We start from the raw sequence: 15,651 nt of genomic DNA, 5'->3' as shown, positions 1-15,651 counted from the left end.
AAGTTTTATTTGATATCTTCCGGTTTTGGTGCCTGTACAATCACCGGGCCGGCATCGCTATCCAGTGTTTTATGGGTACCATCACAGAACGGAAATTCTATCGATTGGAAGCACCGGCAAAGTGCGACACTTTCTCCAGTTTGTAATTTTACTGTTGTGCGTTTATGGCCGTTGCGTAGTTCGGTAGAATGTTCTGCCATGATATTCCTCCATTTTTTATTTATTTTGAGTGTGAATGTCCTTTCTCTGCAGAAGGGCTTTCCTGCAGAAGTTCAACGGCGTGAGGCAGTACCGGTAAAATCACTTCGAGATTTTCCACTGCTCCTTTTGGGCTGCCGGGTAAATTAATCACCAGCGTCCTTTTACGAATTCCGGCTTGTTGCCGGGAGAGCATGGCATGAGGGGTAATTTTTAAACTTTGTGCGCGCATTGCTTCAGCAATACCCGGGGCGGTCTTTTCCAGGATTGCCAAAGTTGCTTCAGGGGTAACATCCCGAGGGGCGAAGCCGGTTCCGCCGGTGGTCAAAATTAAATCAAAATTACCCGAATCACACCACTCAACAAGAATGGTCTTAATTTGATTGAAATCATCCGGAATTATGGCAGTTGCAATTACCTGATGACCGGCAGTTGAAATTCTTTTGACCAGTGCCGGTCCTGAAAGGTCTTCTCGTTCACCCCGCGAACTTCGGTCTGATATTGTGATGATACCGACCCGCATCATCTTTCTCCATCGTCAACACCGGTTACTTTACGCCATTCCCCATGAATACCATCTTCGGTAACCCCAAAGAAATAGCGATAACCTTGAGGTGTGCGTAAAATCAAATCGAAGCGGGTGATGTTTCCCTGCTTGTGTTTTCTCAATAACCCGTAATCCCCAATCCATTTGATCCTGTTGGGATCAAAGGATTTGACCGTTTCGGTATAGCGATCAATGGCATAATGCCACAGTTTGCGGGCAGAGGCGCGGGTAACGTTTTTTACCACATTGCCATTGCGCAAGTCACGCATGGTAAAGTATTGTTTTCCCTGCCGTTCTTCGGGGGCTAATACTTCGACACCCGTGCGGGGTTCAACACCCAAATCGTCAATGATATCCTCTGCGGGCGGAACAGTATCAAAGGGATTAATCTCGTTCGGTGAAGGGAGTACAGTATTCTTGTTTCGGAGCACCAGACTGACGATTTCATCCCTCACTGCAAGACCCGTTTCCGCTTCATCGCGGATGTAGATCTTATTATCATCCACTGCGTAGGGTGGTTCCTCGCCCCGCGGAATCAAGATTCGAATGATCTTTTTCCCTTTGTAATCAAGGGCATCAATGGTGCAATGCAAGGGAGGGCTGATGCGATTGTTGATTTCTTTTTCGAGGGCGTGAATGCTTTGATCGATATCCTGAATACCGACCGGGGGCTTTTTAGAATCGGAACTGATGCCAATATAAAGTGTTCCACCGTTGGTGTTTGCAAATGCGCAAACATCAGCCAGAATGGCGTACAACTTGCCTCCCCGCACCGTCATGCTTTCATGAAAATCCTGGATGATGTTCGGGCCTTCTTCCTGAGCATTTTGAACAAAATCAAAAAGGGGTTCTTCTTTGTGGCGGTGAGGTCGGGTTCGGGAAAAATCGTTGCTTTTGAAGAGTTCCAGAAGGGCTTCAAAAGTACATTCTGGAAGCAGGACGTCCGTTGCCCTTTCGCCGACCCCAAAATTTTTCTTTCGAGCGGGATCGGAAGTAAGACGGTGGGCATCTGAACCCTGAATGCAATGCATTCGCCTAGGGTATTCCGGTTTTGTTCCATTGAAAAAGGCCGCCGTGGTGCGCGGACCCTTTTGTTCCAAATCGGTTACCTCAAGGGCGTGTAAATGCGGATCTTGGGTGAATGCGATTTTGGTTTGCCCCCCAAAGTTAAAGCCCCGCATGGCAACGCCATTACTGGAATTGGCATGGGCGGCAATCACTAAACCACCATTTTCATTTACAACTCGGTAAACGGTAAGTACGTCTTCGGTCGCACCAACCGTTTGAGAGCCTTCATCAATTTGGTCAGGCGGTATGTTGAGGCTGAGAAGCAGGTGTTCTAGTTCTCGGATAGATTTTTCTGGAGGAAAAATACAAAGGATATGAAACCCAAAAGTTGCAGTGAATTCAAAACCGGGTAATACCTGAATTTTTGATCGCAGGCGATGGTATTCTTCCAATCGTTGTTTTTCAGCAGGCAGCAGCCTTCCCAGTTTATCGAGGAATTCGAGGGATTGAATTTCCTCCATCATTTTGCGGTAGCCAGCGACGGTATTATGATCGGTGATTGCCATCATATGCAGTCCACGGGCTTCGGCTTTTTGCAAAATATCCAGGAAAGTCACTTCGGGTTGTTGGTAATCACTCGAAGCGGGTGTATGGATATGTAGATCAATGGTAAACCATTGAGAATTGTTGAGGGATTGTTTTTTAGCCAAACATTATCTCCTGTTTGGAAAGAAATTAAGAGTACAGTTTCAGTTTTTGAATCAGATCTGCTGGCATGTAGGGTTTAAGTAAAAAATCATTTGCCCCTGCCAGCAGGCATTCCTGTTTTCGATCTTCGCCGGAAGTCATAATCACCCGATAATTCTTTTTTTGCGAAGTGTTTCCACGCATCTCCCGTAGAATTGTCAATCCATCTGTACTCTTAAGATTGACATCCATGAGGATGACGTCGGGATCAGCGGAGATAATTTGGGCAATCAAATCTCCACCGTTGATATCCAATACGGAAACCTGAAAGTTTTCGATTTCCAGTAAAGTCTTAAGTAAGGATCGCATTGAGTGATCGTCTTCAATGATCAATATTTTTGTCATAGATCTGTCTTTCTACTCAAAATCAAGGTTGGGCAGGCTGGTCCACTTTTTGTTCTAATGCATGTTCCAAAACTTCATCCACACTATCAATGAGAATGAACTGGATGGCATTGTGGACTTCTTCGGGCAGGTCTTCCAGATCAGCTTCGTTATCTTTTGGAAGGATGACCGTTTTTAATCCGGCCCGATGAGCAGCAAGTACCTTTTCTTTGATGCCCCCGACCGGCAGGACTTGTCCACGAAGAGTAATCTCACCGGTCATGCCCACATCTGAGCGCACCAATCTTCCAGTGAGCAATGATACCAGAGCGGTTGCCATGGTAACCCCAGCGGAAGGACCGTCTTTGGGTTGGGCGCCGGCAGGAATGTGCAGGTGGATATCAGACTTTTCGAAAATGGTGGGATCAATACCAAGTTGAGCGGCCCTTGAGCGCACATAGGAAAGGGCTGCCTGAGCCGATTCCTGCATTACTTTTCCTACCGAGCCGGTGGTAATGAATCCTTTACTGCCGGGCATTATAGTTGCTTCAATAAATAAAACATCCCCTCCAACGGGTGTCCATGCAAGACCAGTGGCAACACCGGGAATTTCTGTTCGGCGTTGAATTTCCTCGGTTCCCAAATACTTGGGTCTGCCGAGAAATTCTCGTACAGTGTTTTCATCTACCACCTGACGGGTGATCTTGCCTTCGGTAATTTTGGTGGCGACCTTACGGCAAATAGAACCGATTTCCCGTTCAAGGTTGCGCACCCCGGCTTCTCGAGTGTAGTGGCGAATGATGGTTGTCAATGCCTTGGGGGTGAACTCGATCTCTTCTGAACGAAGACTATTTTCCCTCAACTGGCGGGGGATCAGGTATCGCCTGGCAATTTCGAATTTTTCACTATCGGTATAACCGGAAAGCTGAATGATCTCCATGCGGTCCAATAATGGTCCGGGAATGGTTTCCATTTGATTGGCAGTAGTGATGAACATCACCTGGGATAGGTCAAAGGCTACTTCGATGTAGTTATCGCGAAATTCCAGGTTTTGTTCGGGATCAAGCACCTCCAGTAAGGCTGAGGCGGGATCGCCGCGAAAATCAAAACTGAGTTTATCAATCTCATCCAGCATAAATACCGGATTGCGAGTTTCGACTCTGCGGAGAGCCTGAATAATTCGCCCGGGCATTGCACCAATGTAAGTACGGCGGTGGCCGCGAATTTCCGCCTCGTCACGTACACCTCCAAGCGAGATGCGAACAAACTTCCGCCCCATGGCGCGACTGATAGATTGACCCAATGAGGTCTTGCCCACGCCGGGAGGACCAATAAAACACAAAATTACACCTTCCCGTTGTCGCCGGATAACATCGGTGGCAGTATCCTGACTGAATTCTGCGGAACGATCCAACCGCAATTTTCGTATAGCCAGATATTCGAGAATTCTTTCCTTTATATCTTGCAGGCCGTAGTGATCCTGGTCCAAAACCTCTCTGGCATGGGTAATATCCAGATTATCTGGAGTTGTTTTTGACCAGGGAAGAGAAACCAGCCAATCCAGAAAAGTGCGAATAACTCCATATTCTGCGGCGGCGGTCGGCAGGCGAGAAAGCCGGTCCAATTCGCGTTGTGCCAGTTTACGCGCTTCATCAGACATGCCGGCTTCTTCAATTTTCTTGCGAAATTCCTCAACATCGGCGGCCTGTTCGTCGGTTTCACCTAATTCGCGCTGGATGGCTTTCAGCTGTTCACGTAAAAAGTATTCGCGTTGAACTTTGTCAATTTCGGAACGCGCTTCTTTCTGAATTTTTTGACTGAGCTCCAAAACTTCGCTCTCGCGAGTCAGCAACGTTACCAGCTTGTGAAGTTTTTCGGTGATCGAATCCAGCTCGAGGATTTCTTGAGCGTCTTCGATGTCCATCCGTTGAAGATTGGCAATGGTATAAACGGTTTGAAGTGGATCGGTAATCGAAGTAACCGTTGCGACCAATTCGCGCGGCATGGAAGGAATCATTTCAGCAATGTGCGCAAATTGATCGCGAACATTGCGGGCGAGAGCCTCAATTTCCAGGCCGCTTTCCTGTTTTTCAGGAATGACCTCGATTCGGGCTTTGAGGTAAGGTTCGGTTGCCACAAATTCTACAATGCGAAAACGAAACAGACCCTGCACCAGTAAACGGATTGTGCCATCCGGTGCTCGGAACATTCGGTGAATCAATCCCGCAGTTCCTACCCGGTATAAATGTTCAGGATCGGGGCTTTCAATTTCGGGGTGTTTTGAGGCGACCAAACCCATAAACCGATCACCCGTCACCACGTCATCCACCAGACGAATAGAACGCGGCTGCCCGATGGTCAAAGGAACGCCGGTTTGGGGGTAAACTACCAGTCCTCTCAAGGGTAGAATGGGCAAAATGTCCGGTAATTTGATGATTTCTTCCGGTAGATTATTTTCTGATTGTTTGTTTATCGGTTCTTCGATGAATATTTCTTCCTCCCCCTCGTCCGAACTCAGGAAGACTTCTTCGTAGCCTTCTTCTTCTGCGTCAAACTGAAAATAGAACTGGTTTAGGTCAATATTCCATCTGGATGCTGGCATACCGCTCTTTCATTCCTTGGTGATGTGAATTTGTTTGGGGCGGGCTTTAGGAAGGTCAATTCGTAAAAATCCTTGATCGTAAATGGCTTCAATTTGAGAGTCATCTACGGGGATGTTGAAACTCAATTCCACGCTAAATTCTCCATAGGGTATTTCCATTTGATGAATGGCGCGTGGCGATTCGTACGTGAATCGGCGAATGCCTTGCACAATCAGGGTGTTTTGATGGAGCAGGATGGTCAGATCTTCCTCTTTTATTCCGGCGATTTCCATGAGAATGATAATTTTTTCCTCAGTCTCGTAGATATCCGTTGCCGGCTGCCATCTATGAGGATGATTATTTTGCCAGTTGTTGATGTTTTTTCCAAAAGAAGGTGCGGTTTCATCCAGACCGGTAAAACTGGTGTGAGACTTTTTTGACTTGAAATAAATGGTTACCATCGTACCTCCACTAAAGGACAAACAATCACTACAATGCCTGTTTTGCAGCTTCAATTACGGCATCGTAGTCCGGTTCTGCCCCAATGGTAGGCATATAAGCGGCGTAAGTGATGCGATTATTGCGATCAACTACAAAGACAGCCCGCCGTAATATGCGTATTTCTTTGATTAAGACCCCATATTTTTTACCAAAGTCAACATCCATGTGATCGGAAAGCACCATGACCTGATCAATCCCAGCTGCGCCGCACCAACGTTTTTGGGTATACGGCAGGTCGGTACTGATTACCAGGATTGAAATATCCTTACTCAGGTTGGCTGCATCCTGATTAAATCGCCTCGTTTCGCGATCACATACTGAGGTTTCCAACGAGGGCACAGAAGCAATGATGCGGACTTTACCTTCAGTTGCACTGAGGGCGGAGACTGTGGACCAATCTTGAGCTTGAACGGTAAATTCTGGTGCAATTTCACCAACTTTCAGGTCTGGACCGACAACGGTCACATCTCTACCGGCGAAGGTGATTACACCGTTTCTTTCTGGAAATATCATACTCTAACTCCTTTGGCAAAATCAGCGCCCCTGGTGAGACTCGAACTCACAACCAACGGATTAGAAGTCCGGTGCTCTATCCATTGAGCTACAGGGGCAGGGCAATGTGTTAATTAGGATTGGCGAGCACCAAAATTTTTGATGATGTGAATTTGTCAACTTCAATTATAGCACAGCAAGCAAAATCTTCTAAAAAGGTGGTGTTTTGTACTAAATTTTACCCCTTTTGAACGGGACGAATTCCCTGATACACCGTCGTACCGGAGAAAGTTTGTAAAATCTTTTCGGCAGGTCTGTCAATAATTTTGGAAAGTTCAAGGGGGGTTAAGGGTGTGTTCCCATTGGAGAGGAATACCCTGAAGACCGAATTAACCAGAGAGGTGTTTTGGGATAAAAACCCGGGTAATTTTGCACAGTGAACCATCAGTGTATGCTGTAGTCCGTCAACCTGTGTTACTTCGCCTGTTTGAGGATTTACCCAGTCAATCCAGGTTTCGCCACCCATGCTTTCAAAAAGGGTCTGATGTTCAGGACACAGAAAACTCAAGAGAAAAACCCGCCAGTTTTGGTCATGGCTTTTCCACCATTCAAAATCAATGTGAAAGGGGGTTTCTAATGTAGGTTTTATGAGACTGAAGCGGCTGGGAGTACTCATCTTTTCAGACCTCTGAGTCTTGGTCGCTTAGTCGGTAATACAAATCACCGAGATGGATGACATTGGGTTGATTTGCCAGAATTGAAACCAAAACCCCCGGTGGGCAACGGCGCACTAAATTAACTGCTGCATAAAGTTCCTGTGCGTGGACATGACCTTGCGGAGAAAGTTTAACCATTTCACGCATCATATTTAGGATTGTCTTCTCGAGCGGGGTTTTGTAACGGGAGCCGGTTTCCCAAACCTGATCCAGGGCTGCCACATCGGGAATCGCAATTGCCATTCGCTCATCGTATTCGTTCCCAATCTGTTGTTTAAGCATGGTCAACACAACTCCACCATCAGTTCCCACCAGAACGGTTCGCAGCCACTCTTTCGTTGATTTTTTCTTCAGCGCTTTGATAACAACTTTACCCGGTTCTTTGCCTTGTTTGATTACAAACAACGAACCGGGAATCAACTCTTTTTCTTCAATCCATTCCCTCAAACCGAAAACATAGCGGTTTGGACGTACCACCCATCCGGGAAACTCTTTTCCGGTTTCCTCATCCACAAAGAGGAACCGTACACGGGGTGCTTCGTAAGCAGTCGGAAAGAGGCGCGCGATGCTTTTAGAAAGGGGAATTGTCCCGGCTCGCCAGTGAGGGAAGATTAAGCTTACCTCAATTTCCTCTGCCTTACGGGGTAAATCACCCTCTGCTTCCAGTTCATCAAAAACCAGGCGGTTCAGCGCTTCGATTTCCGATCTGGCAGCGCTGACATCCACCGAAACAGGTTGATAGCGTAAATAAAGGGGTGTGTTTTGCACTCCCTCGGGTTCCAGGCGGCGCAAAAACCAGAGCGTTTTGCCGGCAGGGCCGACTTCATCAAATCGCTCATCTTCTTGCAATGCAAGGTTCATTGAAAATTCAGTCAATTTCCGATTGACATCCGTGGGAAGCTCGATCTGATCTAAAATGACCTCAGTTGGCAATGGCCCGCCACCCGACATTTCCAGCAGGGCTTCGGCGAGGTTGAGGTGACCAACGCTGACATCTACTAAAAGGGATCGCGGAAACCATGCACCTGCAATTTGAACAAGATCGGGTACGGTTTCAAAGGTCTGGGTGAGAAGCCCGGCAATTTGATCACCATATTTTTCGATGATTAATTGGGGGTTCAGTGCGGGTTCTGTAATTTCGTTTTGAAGGGATTGATTGAGAACATGATCAGCGAGAGAGGCAGCAAATTCTTTGATGCTGCCGTCCGTCATCTCAACCTTAATCACCTTAAAGGGGGGCAAATCCGGGTTGAAACCGGGCCGCACAGAAAGAACTTTGCCCTTACTCCAATTTAAAGCGGGGAACTGAATGCGATCATCCGGTTGATAACTGTTTTTAGGTTGGTAAATTTCGCCGCCGGCGGTTTGGAGCGCCACTAAGCGTTCCGCTTCGCGACGAATTCGTTCTCGAATCAATACTTCGGCTAATTCTTTCGCCGTCAGTGGCGTTTCAATTTCCAGCAGGTGATTGTAAAGAAATTCGAGATCTTCTTCTTGAATTTCAAACTTTTCCCAGTACGTTTCTTGCAGGTTTTCGATCTGAACAGGCATGTTCCTATTGCTCGATGGATGAAGATGTGCACAACATTGACATAATGTTTCTTAATTATACCCTGATAATGATAAATATTGCTGATTTTATGGGTATACCTTTTCCAGCCAGTCCAGCGGCTCTACTTGAACACCATTTGCCCACACTTCCCAGTGAAGATGCGGTCCGGTAGCACGTCCTGTTCCGCCAATTTCACCAATAATCTGGCCAGTTTCAACAAAGTCTCCTACATTAACCTTCGTACTGCTCTGGTGCCAAAAACCACTATATATACCCCAGCCGTGATCAATGATTGTTGAAATTCCTCGAACGGTTAGCTCTCCCACATACACCACCCTGCCGGGGGCTGGCGCGTAAATATTCAGATTATTGGCACACACGCCATAATCCACGCCAGTATGAAAATATTTATAGCCGCTGTTGTTATAGGAGCGGCGGCTGCCAAACCAGGATCGAATACAGGGCTCATCTACCGGCACACGGAATTTTTCCGTCCAGTAACGCTGTGGAGTAGCCGGTTTGGTGATGGTACGGATCAGCTCGTCTTCGGGTTGGGTGATAGCCGGATCCAACGTGGCTGGATCTACCGCTAGCGGAACATCCTGGGGATAGTAACCGGGTTCCAGCAAAATGGGCTGTTCAAATGCAAAGGAGGATTGGTCGTCAGCCTGGGCCTGGAGGGTTAATAATGCCAATCCGGGTTGCGCCATGGCATGAATACCCTGGATAGCAATGTATTGATTATCTGCTTCCTGAAAAAAGGATAAAGGAAGGTTATTCAATGTACCAGAAAGATTGAGTGGGGTTGATGTGAGTACCCGAATCAGGTGCGTTTTACCCTGGCGAAGTGGAAGAGGTGTGATTTCTATGTTTTGAATTAAGGGTGAACCAAATAAACCACCACTTTGTTGCGGGGCATCACTGAATATTAATTCTCCGCTCAAAAAAAGGGCAGTGCTTTCTTTGCGGTTTTGTAAAACCAGTTTCCAGGGATTGGAGTAACTGCGGGCAGCAGTTTCAAGAGATGTTTCCCCTTCACCGAGAATGGCAATCGGCTTGGGATCTACTGCTTGCTCTTTTTCGGGGAGGATGAGGGTTGAACCGACATAAATCTGAGAGGGGCTGGTTAATTGATTCAGGCGGACAATGGTGTTTTCATCCACCTGGTATTGACGGCTGATGGTTCGAAGGGTTGCCCCTAATGGTGCTACGGTCAGTTTGAGTGTGCCAGAAATGCCTTCGTAGCCGGGGATTCTTAACGGCGTGCCGATCGTAAGCAAATCAGGATTGGAGATCTGGTTTACGGCAATTAAATCCTGAGCAGAAATCCCAAAGCGGATTGCAATGGTGTTGATGGTATCGCCACTCTGTACAATATATACTGGCAAATCCCCTGCAGATTGGGCGCTGACCTTCAACGAAGGGAGGAAAATGAGAGAAACAATTGTAATAAAACAAAATAATTGAAATCGCTTATTCATGCAGTAATTTTACCCGATCACCGGGTTTGAAGTCGAGGAGGCGATTGGGGTGAGTTTCTAATACAAATCGGGCAGGTTTGTATGGCGCATAAAATGGTTTCCAGGGATGGGCAATTTTGGCGTCCACGACTTCCTGCTTCGCATTAATCCAGATGGCTGCAATTGCAAAGCGCATAAAAAACATGTGGATGGAAGTATTCGCAATGCCATCCTTTTGTTCGTCAATTAAAATTCCCTGATATTCTTCCAAAGACTTTTGAAACATCAGACCGCGAAATTTTGTCCAAAACGAATTACAAAGTCGAGCTTTGATTGGCGGAATTTCGGGACGACTCAGATTTTGTATCTCAATCCACTGGGTCATTGGATCTGATGCTTCAGTGATCCTTGCTTTCGGCTTTGGCGAGGACTTTTTCGATGCTTTCCAGCAATTCCTGTGGTCGAAACGGTTTGCTGATGTAATCATCCACGTGGGCGATATGCAGTCCAAGAACCCGGTCAATAGCCTGTGCCTTGGCGGTGATCACGATGACGGGGATGTTTTTTGTTTTCTCATCGGATTTGAGGTTTTGATAAACTTCCCAGCCGTCCATATCCGGCATCATCAAATCCAATAGAATCAGATTGGGCGGTTCCCGCCTGACCATTTCCAGTCCAATCTTTCCCCCCGGTGCCCCTTGGACAGCATAGCCTCGGCGGCTTAAGATCATTGACACAAGGTCAATCATTTCCTGATCGTCTTCGATATAAATGACCGTGCGGTTGAGGCTTGAATTCATAGGTTTTGCTGGCTGGTCTTTCTGAATAATTCATATTGAGCGATTTTATAATGCCGCCCTGTCTTTAGTTTACCACACCCATTGAAGAATTCCAAATAAAAAACATTAGAAATTGTACAGAAACAATTTCATCCATGGATAATCAATGTTATCTTTTTACTTGCCATAGAAGGGTTAATTCGCTATACTTTCGCGTGGAGGCACTTATGAGCAAACAACGCATTGTATTGGTGGATGATCATGAAGTAGTGCGCCTTGGTTTGAAGGCATTGCTCGAACATCACCCCCAGTTTGAGGTTGTAGGAGAGGCCGGGACAGCCAAAGAAGCTCTGGAGAAGGTGGCTCAACTTCGCCCGGATGTTGTCCTGTTGGATATCCGTTTGCCGGGGGCATCGGGAATTGAGGCATGTGAAGAAATTACTCAAAAATTTCCTGAAACCAAAGTGATTATGTTGACCTCCTATGCTGAAGACGAAATGCTCTTTTCCGCAATCCGCGCTGGTGCTTCCGGGTATGTTTTGAAACAAATTGGCGGTGAGGATTTAATTCGCGCAATTGAAGCAGTGGGACGAGGGGAGGCGTTATTAGACCCCGCAGTTACCCAACGGGTTTTTCAAGAAGTGCGCCGTGCAGTCAAGGAAGAGGAAGCTTCCGCATTTGCCAATCTGAGCCAGCAGGAGAAACACGTTTTACTGTTGGTTTCGGAGGGCAAGACTAACCGGGAGATTGCCAAGGTGTTATTTTTAGGCGAAGGAACTGTGCGGAATTATGTCAGCAGCATTCTTTCAAAACTGGGCGTCAGCAATCGGGCTGAGGCGGCAGCTTATGCGGTTGAACACAATTTGAAGGAATATTTATAATTCTTCCCAGACCTCTTTCATGTAAAGAGCGTCTTCTTCCATAATAGGGCTTTCACATAAAATCCTGCCCGAACAATTCAGCTCTTTAAGGGCGATAAACAGGTCGCTTAACGCGAAATCGGATTCACGCAATGGCAGATGATTTTTTTCGCCTTTGAGGCTGTACTCAATACCTGAAAGATGAATGTGCAGTCTTTGCAAGGCTTGTGTTCCTAATGCATTTTGGTAATCCTTAAGCACTTGCAACCATTCTCCTTTCGTATTCATCGAGCCATTTCCTGCACGAGCGTGAAGGTGTGCAAAATCAAGGCAAGGCTCAACGTTATCAAGGCTTTGGCTCAGGATTAAGGTGTCTTCCAGTGAACCGAGCATTGCCGATTTTCCCATCGTTTCAGGACGCAAGGTTACATGGATCTGCTTTACTTTGAGTTCCTCTACACAGCCAGCAAGACGCTGAATTGCCTTTTCTCTAACCAGGTGAGGTGGCTGATTGAAGTAAGAGCCCGGATGAAAAACAATATCCGTAGCGCCAGCCAGGAAACCGTAATAAGCCGCATCCATTAACCGTTGACGAGATTTTGGCCATTCGTCTTCATCAGCATTCAGATTGATGAAATAGGGGGCATGGACGCTGATAGCGACATCGAGTTGCGCGGCTGTTGATTGAATTTGCCGGCAGGTTTCTTCAGATACCCGCACAGATTGAACCCATCCCAATTCAAGCGCGGACAGACCCAACAAACGAGTTTGCTGCACCGCCCCCACGCTTCCCCCCGGTTTTTTGGGAGTGGAAATGGGAGAACCGACCGTACCGAAGCGGAATTGTGACATATTTTCTCCTGCAAAGGATCATGAATTAAGATTGCTTACAAAAACAATTGAAGGAGGTGAGGCATGAATACAACAATGCCCAACAACACTGCTATTATTGAGGCAAATAAGACTGCTGCAGCCGAGGTGTCTTTGGCTATTTTTGCAAGGGGATGATATTGTTGGGTGACCAGGTCTACAAGGGCTTCCAACGCAGTGTTGATAATCTCGGTTATCCACACCAATCCGATGGCAATGATGATCATTGCCCATTCCCATGCGACCAGTTTCAGGAGAAGACCTGAAATTACGACAAGGATGGTCATCACCAGATGAATGCGGGCATTGTGCTGGGTCACTAGCACATGTATCAAACCGTGAAAGGCGTGTTCGAATGCCGGCCGCCGTCCAACGATAAATCGAAACAGTGTCATTCGGGGAGTTGATTGATGTGTATTCCCAGTTTGGAGAGAATCTCGGCTTGTTTTTTCCACATGAGCGCCTTTCTTTCTTCGCTGTCATGATCGTAGCCCAAGAGGTGCAGAATACCATGTACGATTAACAGGCTGATTTCATTTTCCAGCGGATGTCCGGCTGCTTCAGCCTGCTCCTTTGCGCGGGGGACGGAAATAATCACATCACCGATGTAGGGCATTTGCTGATCGGGATCAAATTCGTCGGCAGGAAAGGATAAAACATCTGTAGGGGCATCCATTCCAAGGTGTTGAGCATTAAGAGACTTGAGAGTCTCATCGCCGGTCAGGACAATTGTGGTTTCAACTTCGTTTTCACCTTGAGCATGTTCCAAAGCAGCGCGGCTGACGCGCAAAATCCAATCTTCTTTCATCACATCTTCGTACGGAGGTTCAATCTGGATATTAATCATCATGACTTTTGATGGGTTCTGTAGGTTGATTAATCGGGCTTTGTGTAGAGGGGGGTGTGGATTCGGTATGTGTGGACGGCTGATTGGTTTTAATTTCCGGGTATTTTATGCGGGGGTGATAGGTGTTGCGCAGGGTGTTGATGAAGGACTCGGTGATCAGACTGAGATCGCGAAGGGTTAGATTGGTATTATCCAGTTGTCCTTCTTTCTGGCAAAATTCAATCACACCGCGAATAATTTTTCTCAATTCTTCATCGTCTTTGGGTAATTCCGCACGAGCACGAGCTTCTACGCCATCCGCAAGCATCAGAATTGCGGTTTCACGAGATTGAGGCGGTGGACCAGGGTAGCGAAATTTATTGATGTCCACTTTGGAAGGGTCGCCGCCAGCCGCTTTGAGAGCCTGAGAATATTGATAGCGCGTTATCAAAGTTCCATGATGTTCCAAGATGAAATCTTGAATACGGCGGGGCAGCCGGTATTTTTGAGCAAGTGCAACACCATCTGTGATATGACGAATGATAATTTGTGCTGCCTCTTCTGGGTCCAAATCATCATGCGAATCGATTTTGTTGCCAATCTGGTTCTCGATGAAGAAAGAGGGATTCAGGGATTTGCCGATATCGTGGTAAATTGCTCCGGCGCGGGTCAGAAGTGCATCCGCCCCTATGGCTTCGGCAGCTTGTTCGGCTAAATTTGAAACCTGAAGGGAGTGTTGGTAAGATCCGGGCATTGTTCTTAAAATGTGTTGCAATAAAGGGTGGTCAGGACGCAAGAGGTCCATCAATTGCAATGCAGTGGTTATGCCCAATAATTGAGCAAAGAGGAATTGGAACAGCAACGTAAGACTTGCCGATGCCAGGCCGTTGAGAAAAGCAGCTCCACTGAGCGTGGCAATCCCCAAAAGATCCGTGATTGTATCGGGCAGGCGGTAAGCCAGAATGATGGCGGTGCCGGTCAGTCCGATGGCAATACCAGCCCAAAAATAATTTGCAATTCGTCTGCCTTTACCTAATGCCAAAACACCGATCATGCTGGTCAGAATGTAATACAGAGTCAGATCGAGACTGTTGGGTAGGCCATAAGCAGCCAGGATGGACAGGATCATCGGGAAGATCAAACCGGCTTCAAGGCTGAAAAGACTGGCCAGCACCAGGGCAAATGCGGGGATTGGGTAAATGTACGGAAGAACGGTGCGATTGGGAATGATAATTTTTGCCCCGTACAGAAAGATTAGAAAAGTAATTGAAAGCAGCAATAAACCCTTCAGGTTTTCGACCAGTGGCATCTTGCGACGGTTGAAGTAAAACCCGGTAAATACCGTGATTAAGCCGATAAGGGAAAATGCGGCTAACAAATTTTCCTGTTGGCTGCGCGGTTGGATAAGGTTGTAAGCAGACAGCGCTTCCCATGCCAGCGGGGTGATAATTTGACCGCGTCGAATAATGGTTTCTCCGGCGAGGTAGGTCTTAACAATCGGCTCAACTTTCCGAGCTTCTTCATCCCGTGCCCGCTCAGTCAACTCTGGACTGTACAAACTGTTTGGCACTACAAAAGGTGTGACCAGTTCTGCCACAATTGCGGCCTGATCTTCTGGGAGGGAAAAACTGATTAAGGTTGGGATACTGCGGCGGGCGTCTTCGAGTTGATCTTCCCTGATGGTGCGCCGCATGACCTGTTCCAATACAGAAAGAGCCTCTTGCTGGATCGTTTGCCAGCGGGAGTCGCTCAATTCCAAAATGGCTTCGGCAGTATCCGTGGAAATCTGAATTTCTTGAATTGCCGAAAGATCGGCAAATTTTTGTTCGGGGGTGGCAAATGTGTCAAAGCGAATGTTGGTGATGAAGTTGAGTGCAACGCGCAATTTTTCAATTTGCCGTCGGGCAATGGCGGGATCTGTTGGAAGATAAACAGGGGCTACGCGGTTGCGTGCATCCTGCCGGGCTTGTTCTGTCAGGACTTCACTGATGTAAGAGAGGTCGTAAGGGGCCTGAATATCCTGTGTCGCAACATCACCAATTTGTAAAGGCGCAATAGGCTGACGAATGGCAATGGGTAAAACCATCGCCCCATAAGATAAAATACTGGTTAAGATCAGCAAGACCAATCGAAAGAGATTTCGATTGATCCGCCTTGTAAACAACCAGCTATTATGGTTATTCTTCATC

The 15,651-nt window shown here is 47.0% G+C and carries 16 protein-coding genes and 1 tRNA gene; 1 reads left to right on the top strand and 16 read right to left on the bottom strand.

All coding sequences use genetic code 11. The annotated features are described in order from the left end of the window. Positions 1–5: 5 nt before the first annotated feature. The 12 genes from ACWIZX_RS02055 to ACWIZX_RS02000 form a co-directional block, all read right to left on the bottom strand. Positions 6–200 carry a CDGSH iron-sulfur domain-containing protein gene (locus ACWIZX_RS02055; RefSeq protein ID WP_448334667.1) on the bottom strand — a complete coding sequence of 65 codons (195 nt, stop codon included), beginning with the start codon at positions 198–200 and terminating at the stop codon, positions 6–8. A 20-nt stretch (positions 201–220) separates the two neighbouring features. Beyond that, positions 221–724 carry a molybdopterin adenylyltransferase gene (gene mog / locus ACWIZX_RS02050; RefSeq protein WP_322792685.1) on the bottom strand — a complete coding sequence of 168 codons (504 nt, stop codon included), beginning with the start codon at positions 722–724 and terminating at the stop codon, positions 221–223. Then, a complete protein-coding gene (locus ACWIZX_RS02045; protein ID WP_448334666.1) occupies positions 721–2,463 on the bottom strand; it encodes an RNA-binding domain-containing protein in 1,743 nt (580 codons plus the stop codon). Before ACWIZX_RS02045 ends, mog begins: the two co-directional genes overlap by 4 nt. A 25-nt stretch (positions 2,464–2,488) precedes the next feature. Further along, the gene (locus ACWIZX_RS02040; protein WP_322792687.1) at positions 2,489–2,845 is read right to left on the bottom strand and encodes a response regulator transcription factor; all 357 of its coding nucleotides are present in this window, start codon (positions 2,843–2,845) and stop codon (positions 2,489–2,491) included. A 22-nt stretch (positions 2,846–2,867) separates the two neighbouring features. After that, positions 2,868–5,426: an endopeptidase La gene (gene lon / locus ACWIZX_RS02035; protein WP_448334665.1), complete on the bottom strand. Its 2,559-nt coding sequence runs from the start codon at positions 5,424–5,426 to the stop codon at positions 2,868–2,870. 9 nt (positions 5,427–5,435) lie between these two features. Next, positions 5,436–5,867: an Hsp20/alpha crystallin family protein gene (locus ACWIZX_RS02030; RefSeq protein WP_322792689.1), complete on the bottom strand. Its 432-nt coding sequence runs from the start codon at positions 5,865–5,867 to the stop codon at positions 5,436–5,438. 28 nt (positions 5,868–5,895) lie between these two features. Beyond that, positions 5,896–6,420, bottom strand: coding sequence for a thiol peroxidase (gene tpx / locus ACWIZX_RS02025; protein ID WP_448334664.1), 525 nt, complete (start codon positions 6,418–6,420; stop codon positions 5,896–5,898). A gap of 25 nt (positions 6,421–6,445) precedes the next feature. After that, positions 6,446–6,518 (bottom strand) — tRNA-Arg (locus tag ACWIZX_RS02020). Between the two features lie 561 nt (positions 6,519–7,079). Further along, on the bottom strand, positions 7,080–8,666 hold the full coding sequence (locus ACWIZX_RS02015) for a hypothetical protein (RefSeq protein ID WP_322791882.1): 1,587 nt from the start codon (positions 8,664–8,666) through the stop codon (positions 7,080–7,082). A gap of 87 nt (positions 8,667–8,753) precedes the next feature. Then, positions 8,754–10,055, bottom strand: coding sequence for a peptidoglycan DD-metalloendopeptidase family protein (locus ACWIZX_RS02010; RefSeq protein ID WP_322791881.1), 1,302 nt, complete (start codon positions 10,053–10,055; stop codon positions 8,754–8,756). An 85-nt stretch (positions 10,056–10,140) separates the two neighbouring features. Then, on the bottom strand, positions 10,141–10,512 hold the full coding sequence (locus ACWIZX_RS02005) for a DUF192 domain-containing protein (RefSeq protein WP_322791880.1): 372 nt from the start codon (positions 10,510–10,512) through the stop codon (positions 10,141–10,143). 13 nt (positions 10,513–10,525) lie between these two features. Further along, entirely contained in the window at positions 10,526–10,927 is a 402-nt protein-coding gene (locus ACWIZX_RS02000) for a response regulator transcription factor (RefSeq protein WP_322791879.1), read from the bottom strand. A gap of 206 nt (positions 10,928–11,133) precedes the next feature. Here ACWIZX_RS02000 and ACWIZX_RS01995 point away from each other — a divergent pair, with 206 nt between their 5' ends. After that, entirely contained in the window at positions 11,134–11,787 is a 654-nt protein-coding gene (locus ACWIZX_RS01995; RefSeq protein WP_322791878.1) for a response regulator transcription factor, read from the top strand. On the opposite strand, the gene ACWIZX_RS01990 is transcribed toward ACWIZX_RS01995, so the two are convergent. The 4 genes from ACWIZX_RS01990 to ACWIZX_RS01975 are packed head-to-tail and all read right to left on the bottom strand — an operon-like array spanning position 11,782 to position 15,650. Continuing rightward, positions 11,782–12,618 (bottom strand): TIM barrel protein, encoded by an 837-nt coding sequence (locus ACWIZX_RS01990; protein WP_448334663.1) that lies wholly within the window; start codon positions 12,616–12,618, stop codon positions 11,782–11,784. The two genes, ACWIZX_RS01995 and ACWIZX_RS01990, sit on opposite strands and share 6 nt — an antisense overlap. Before the next feature lie 35 nt (positions 12,619–12,653). Continuing rightward, complete coding sequence (locus tag ACWIZX_RS01985; protein ID WP_448334662.1) at positions 12,654–13,031, bottom strand: diacylglycerol kinase family protein; 378 nt, start codon at positions 13,029–13,031, stop codon at positions 12,654–12,656. Continuing rightward, positions 13,028–13,486, bottom strand: a complete 459-nt coding sequence (gene ybeY, locus ACWIZX_RS01980; RefSeq protein WP_322791875.1) for an rRNA maturation RNase YbeY — start codon at positions 13,484–13,486, stop codon at positions 13,028–13,030. The genes ACWIZX_RS01985 and ybeY overlap by 4 nt, the downstream gene beginning before the upstream one ends. Continuing rightward, positions 13,476–15,650, bottom strand: coding sequence for an HD family phosphohydrolase (locus tag ACWIZX_RS01975; RefSeq protein WP_448334661.1), 2,175 nt, complete (start codon positions 15,648–15,650; stop codon positions 13,476–13,478). The genes ybeY and ACWIZX_RS01975 overlap by 11 nt, the downstream gene beginning before the upstream one ends. Position 15,651 lies beyond the last annotated feature (1 nt).

The sequence above is a fragment of the Bellilinea sp. genome, assembly GCF_053501535.1.
Note: the sequence above shows the minus strand (reverse complement) of the source record. Positions and strands in the feature narration are given on the sequence as shown.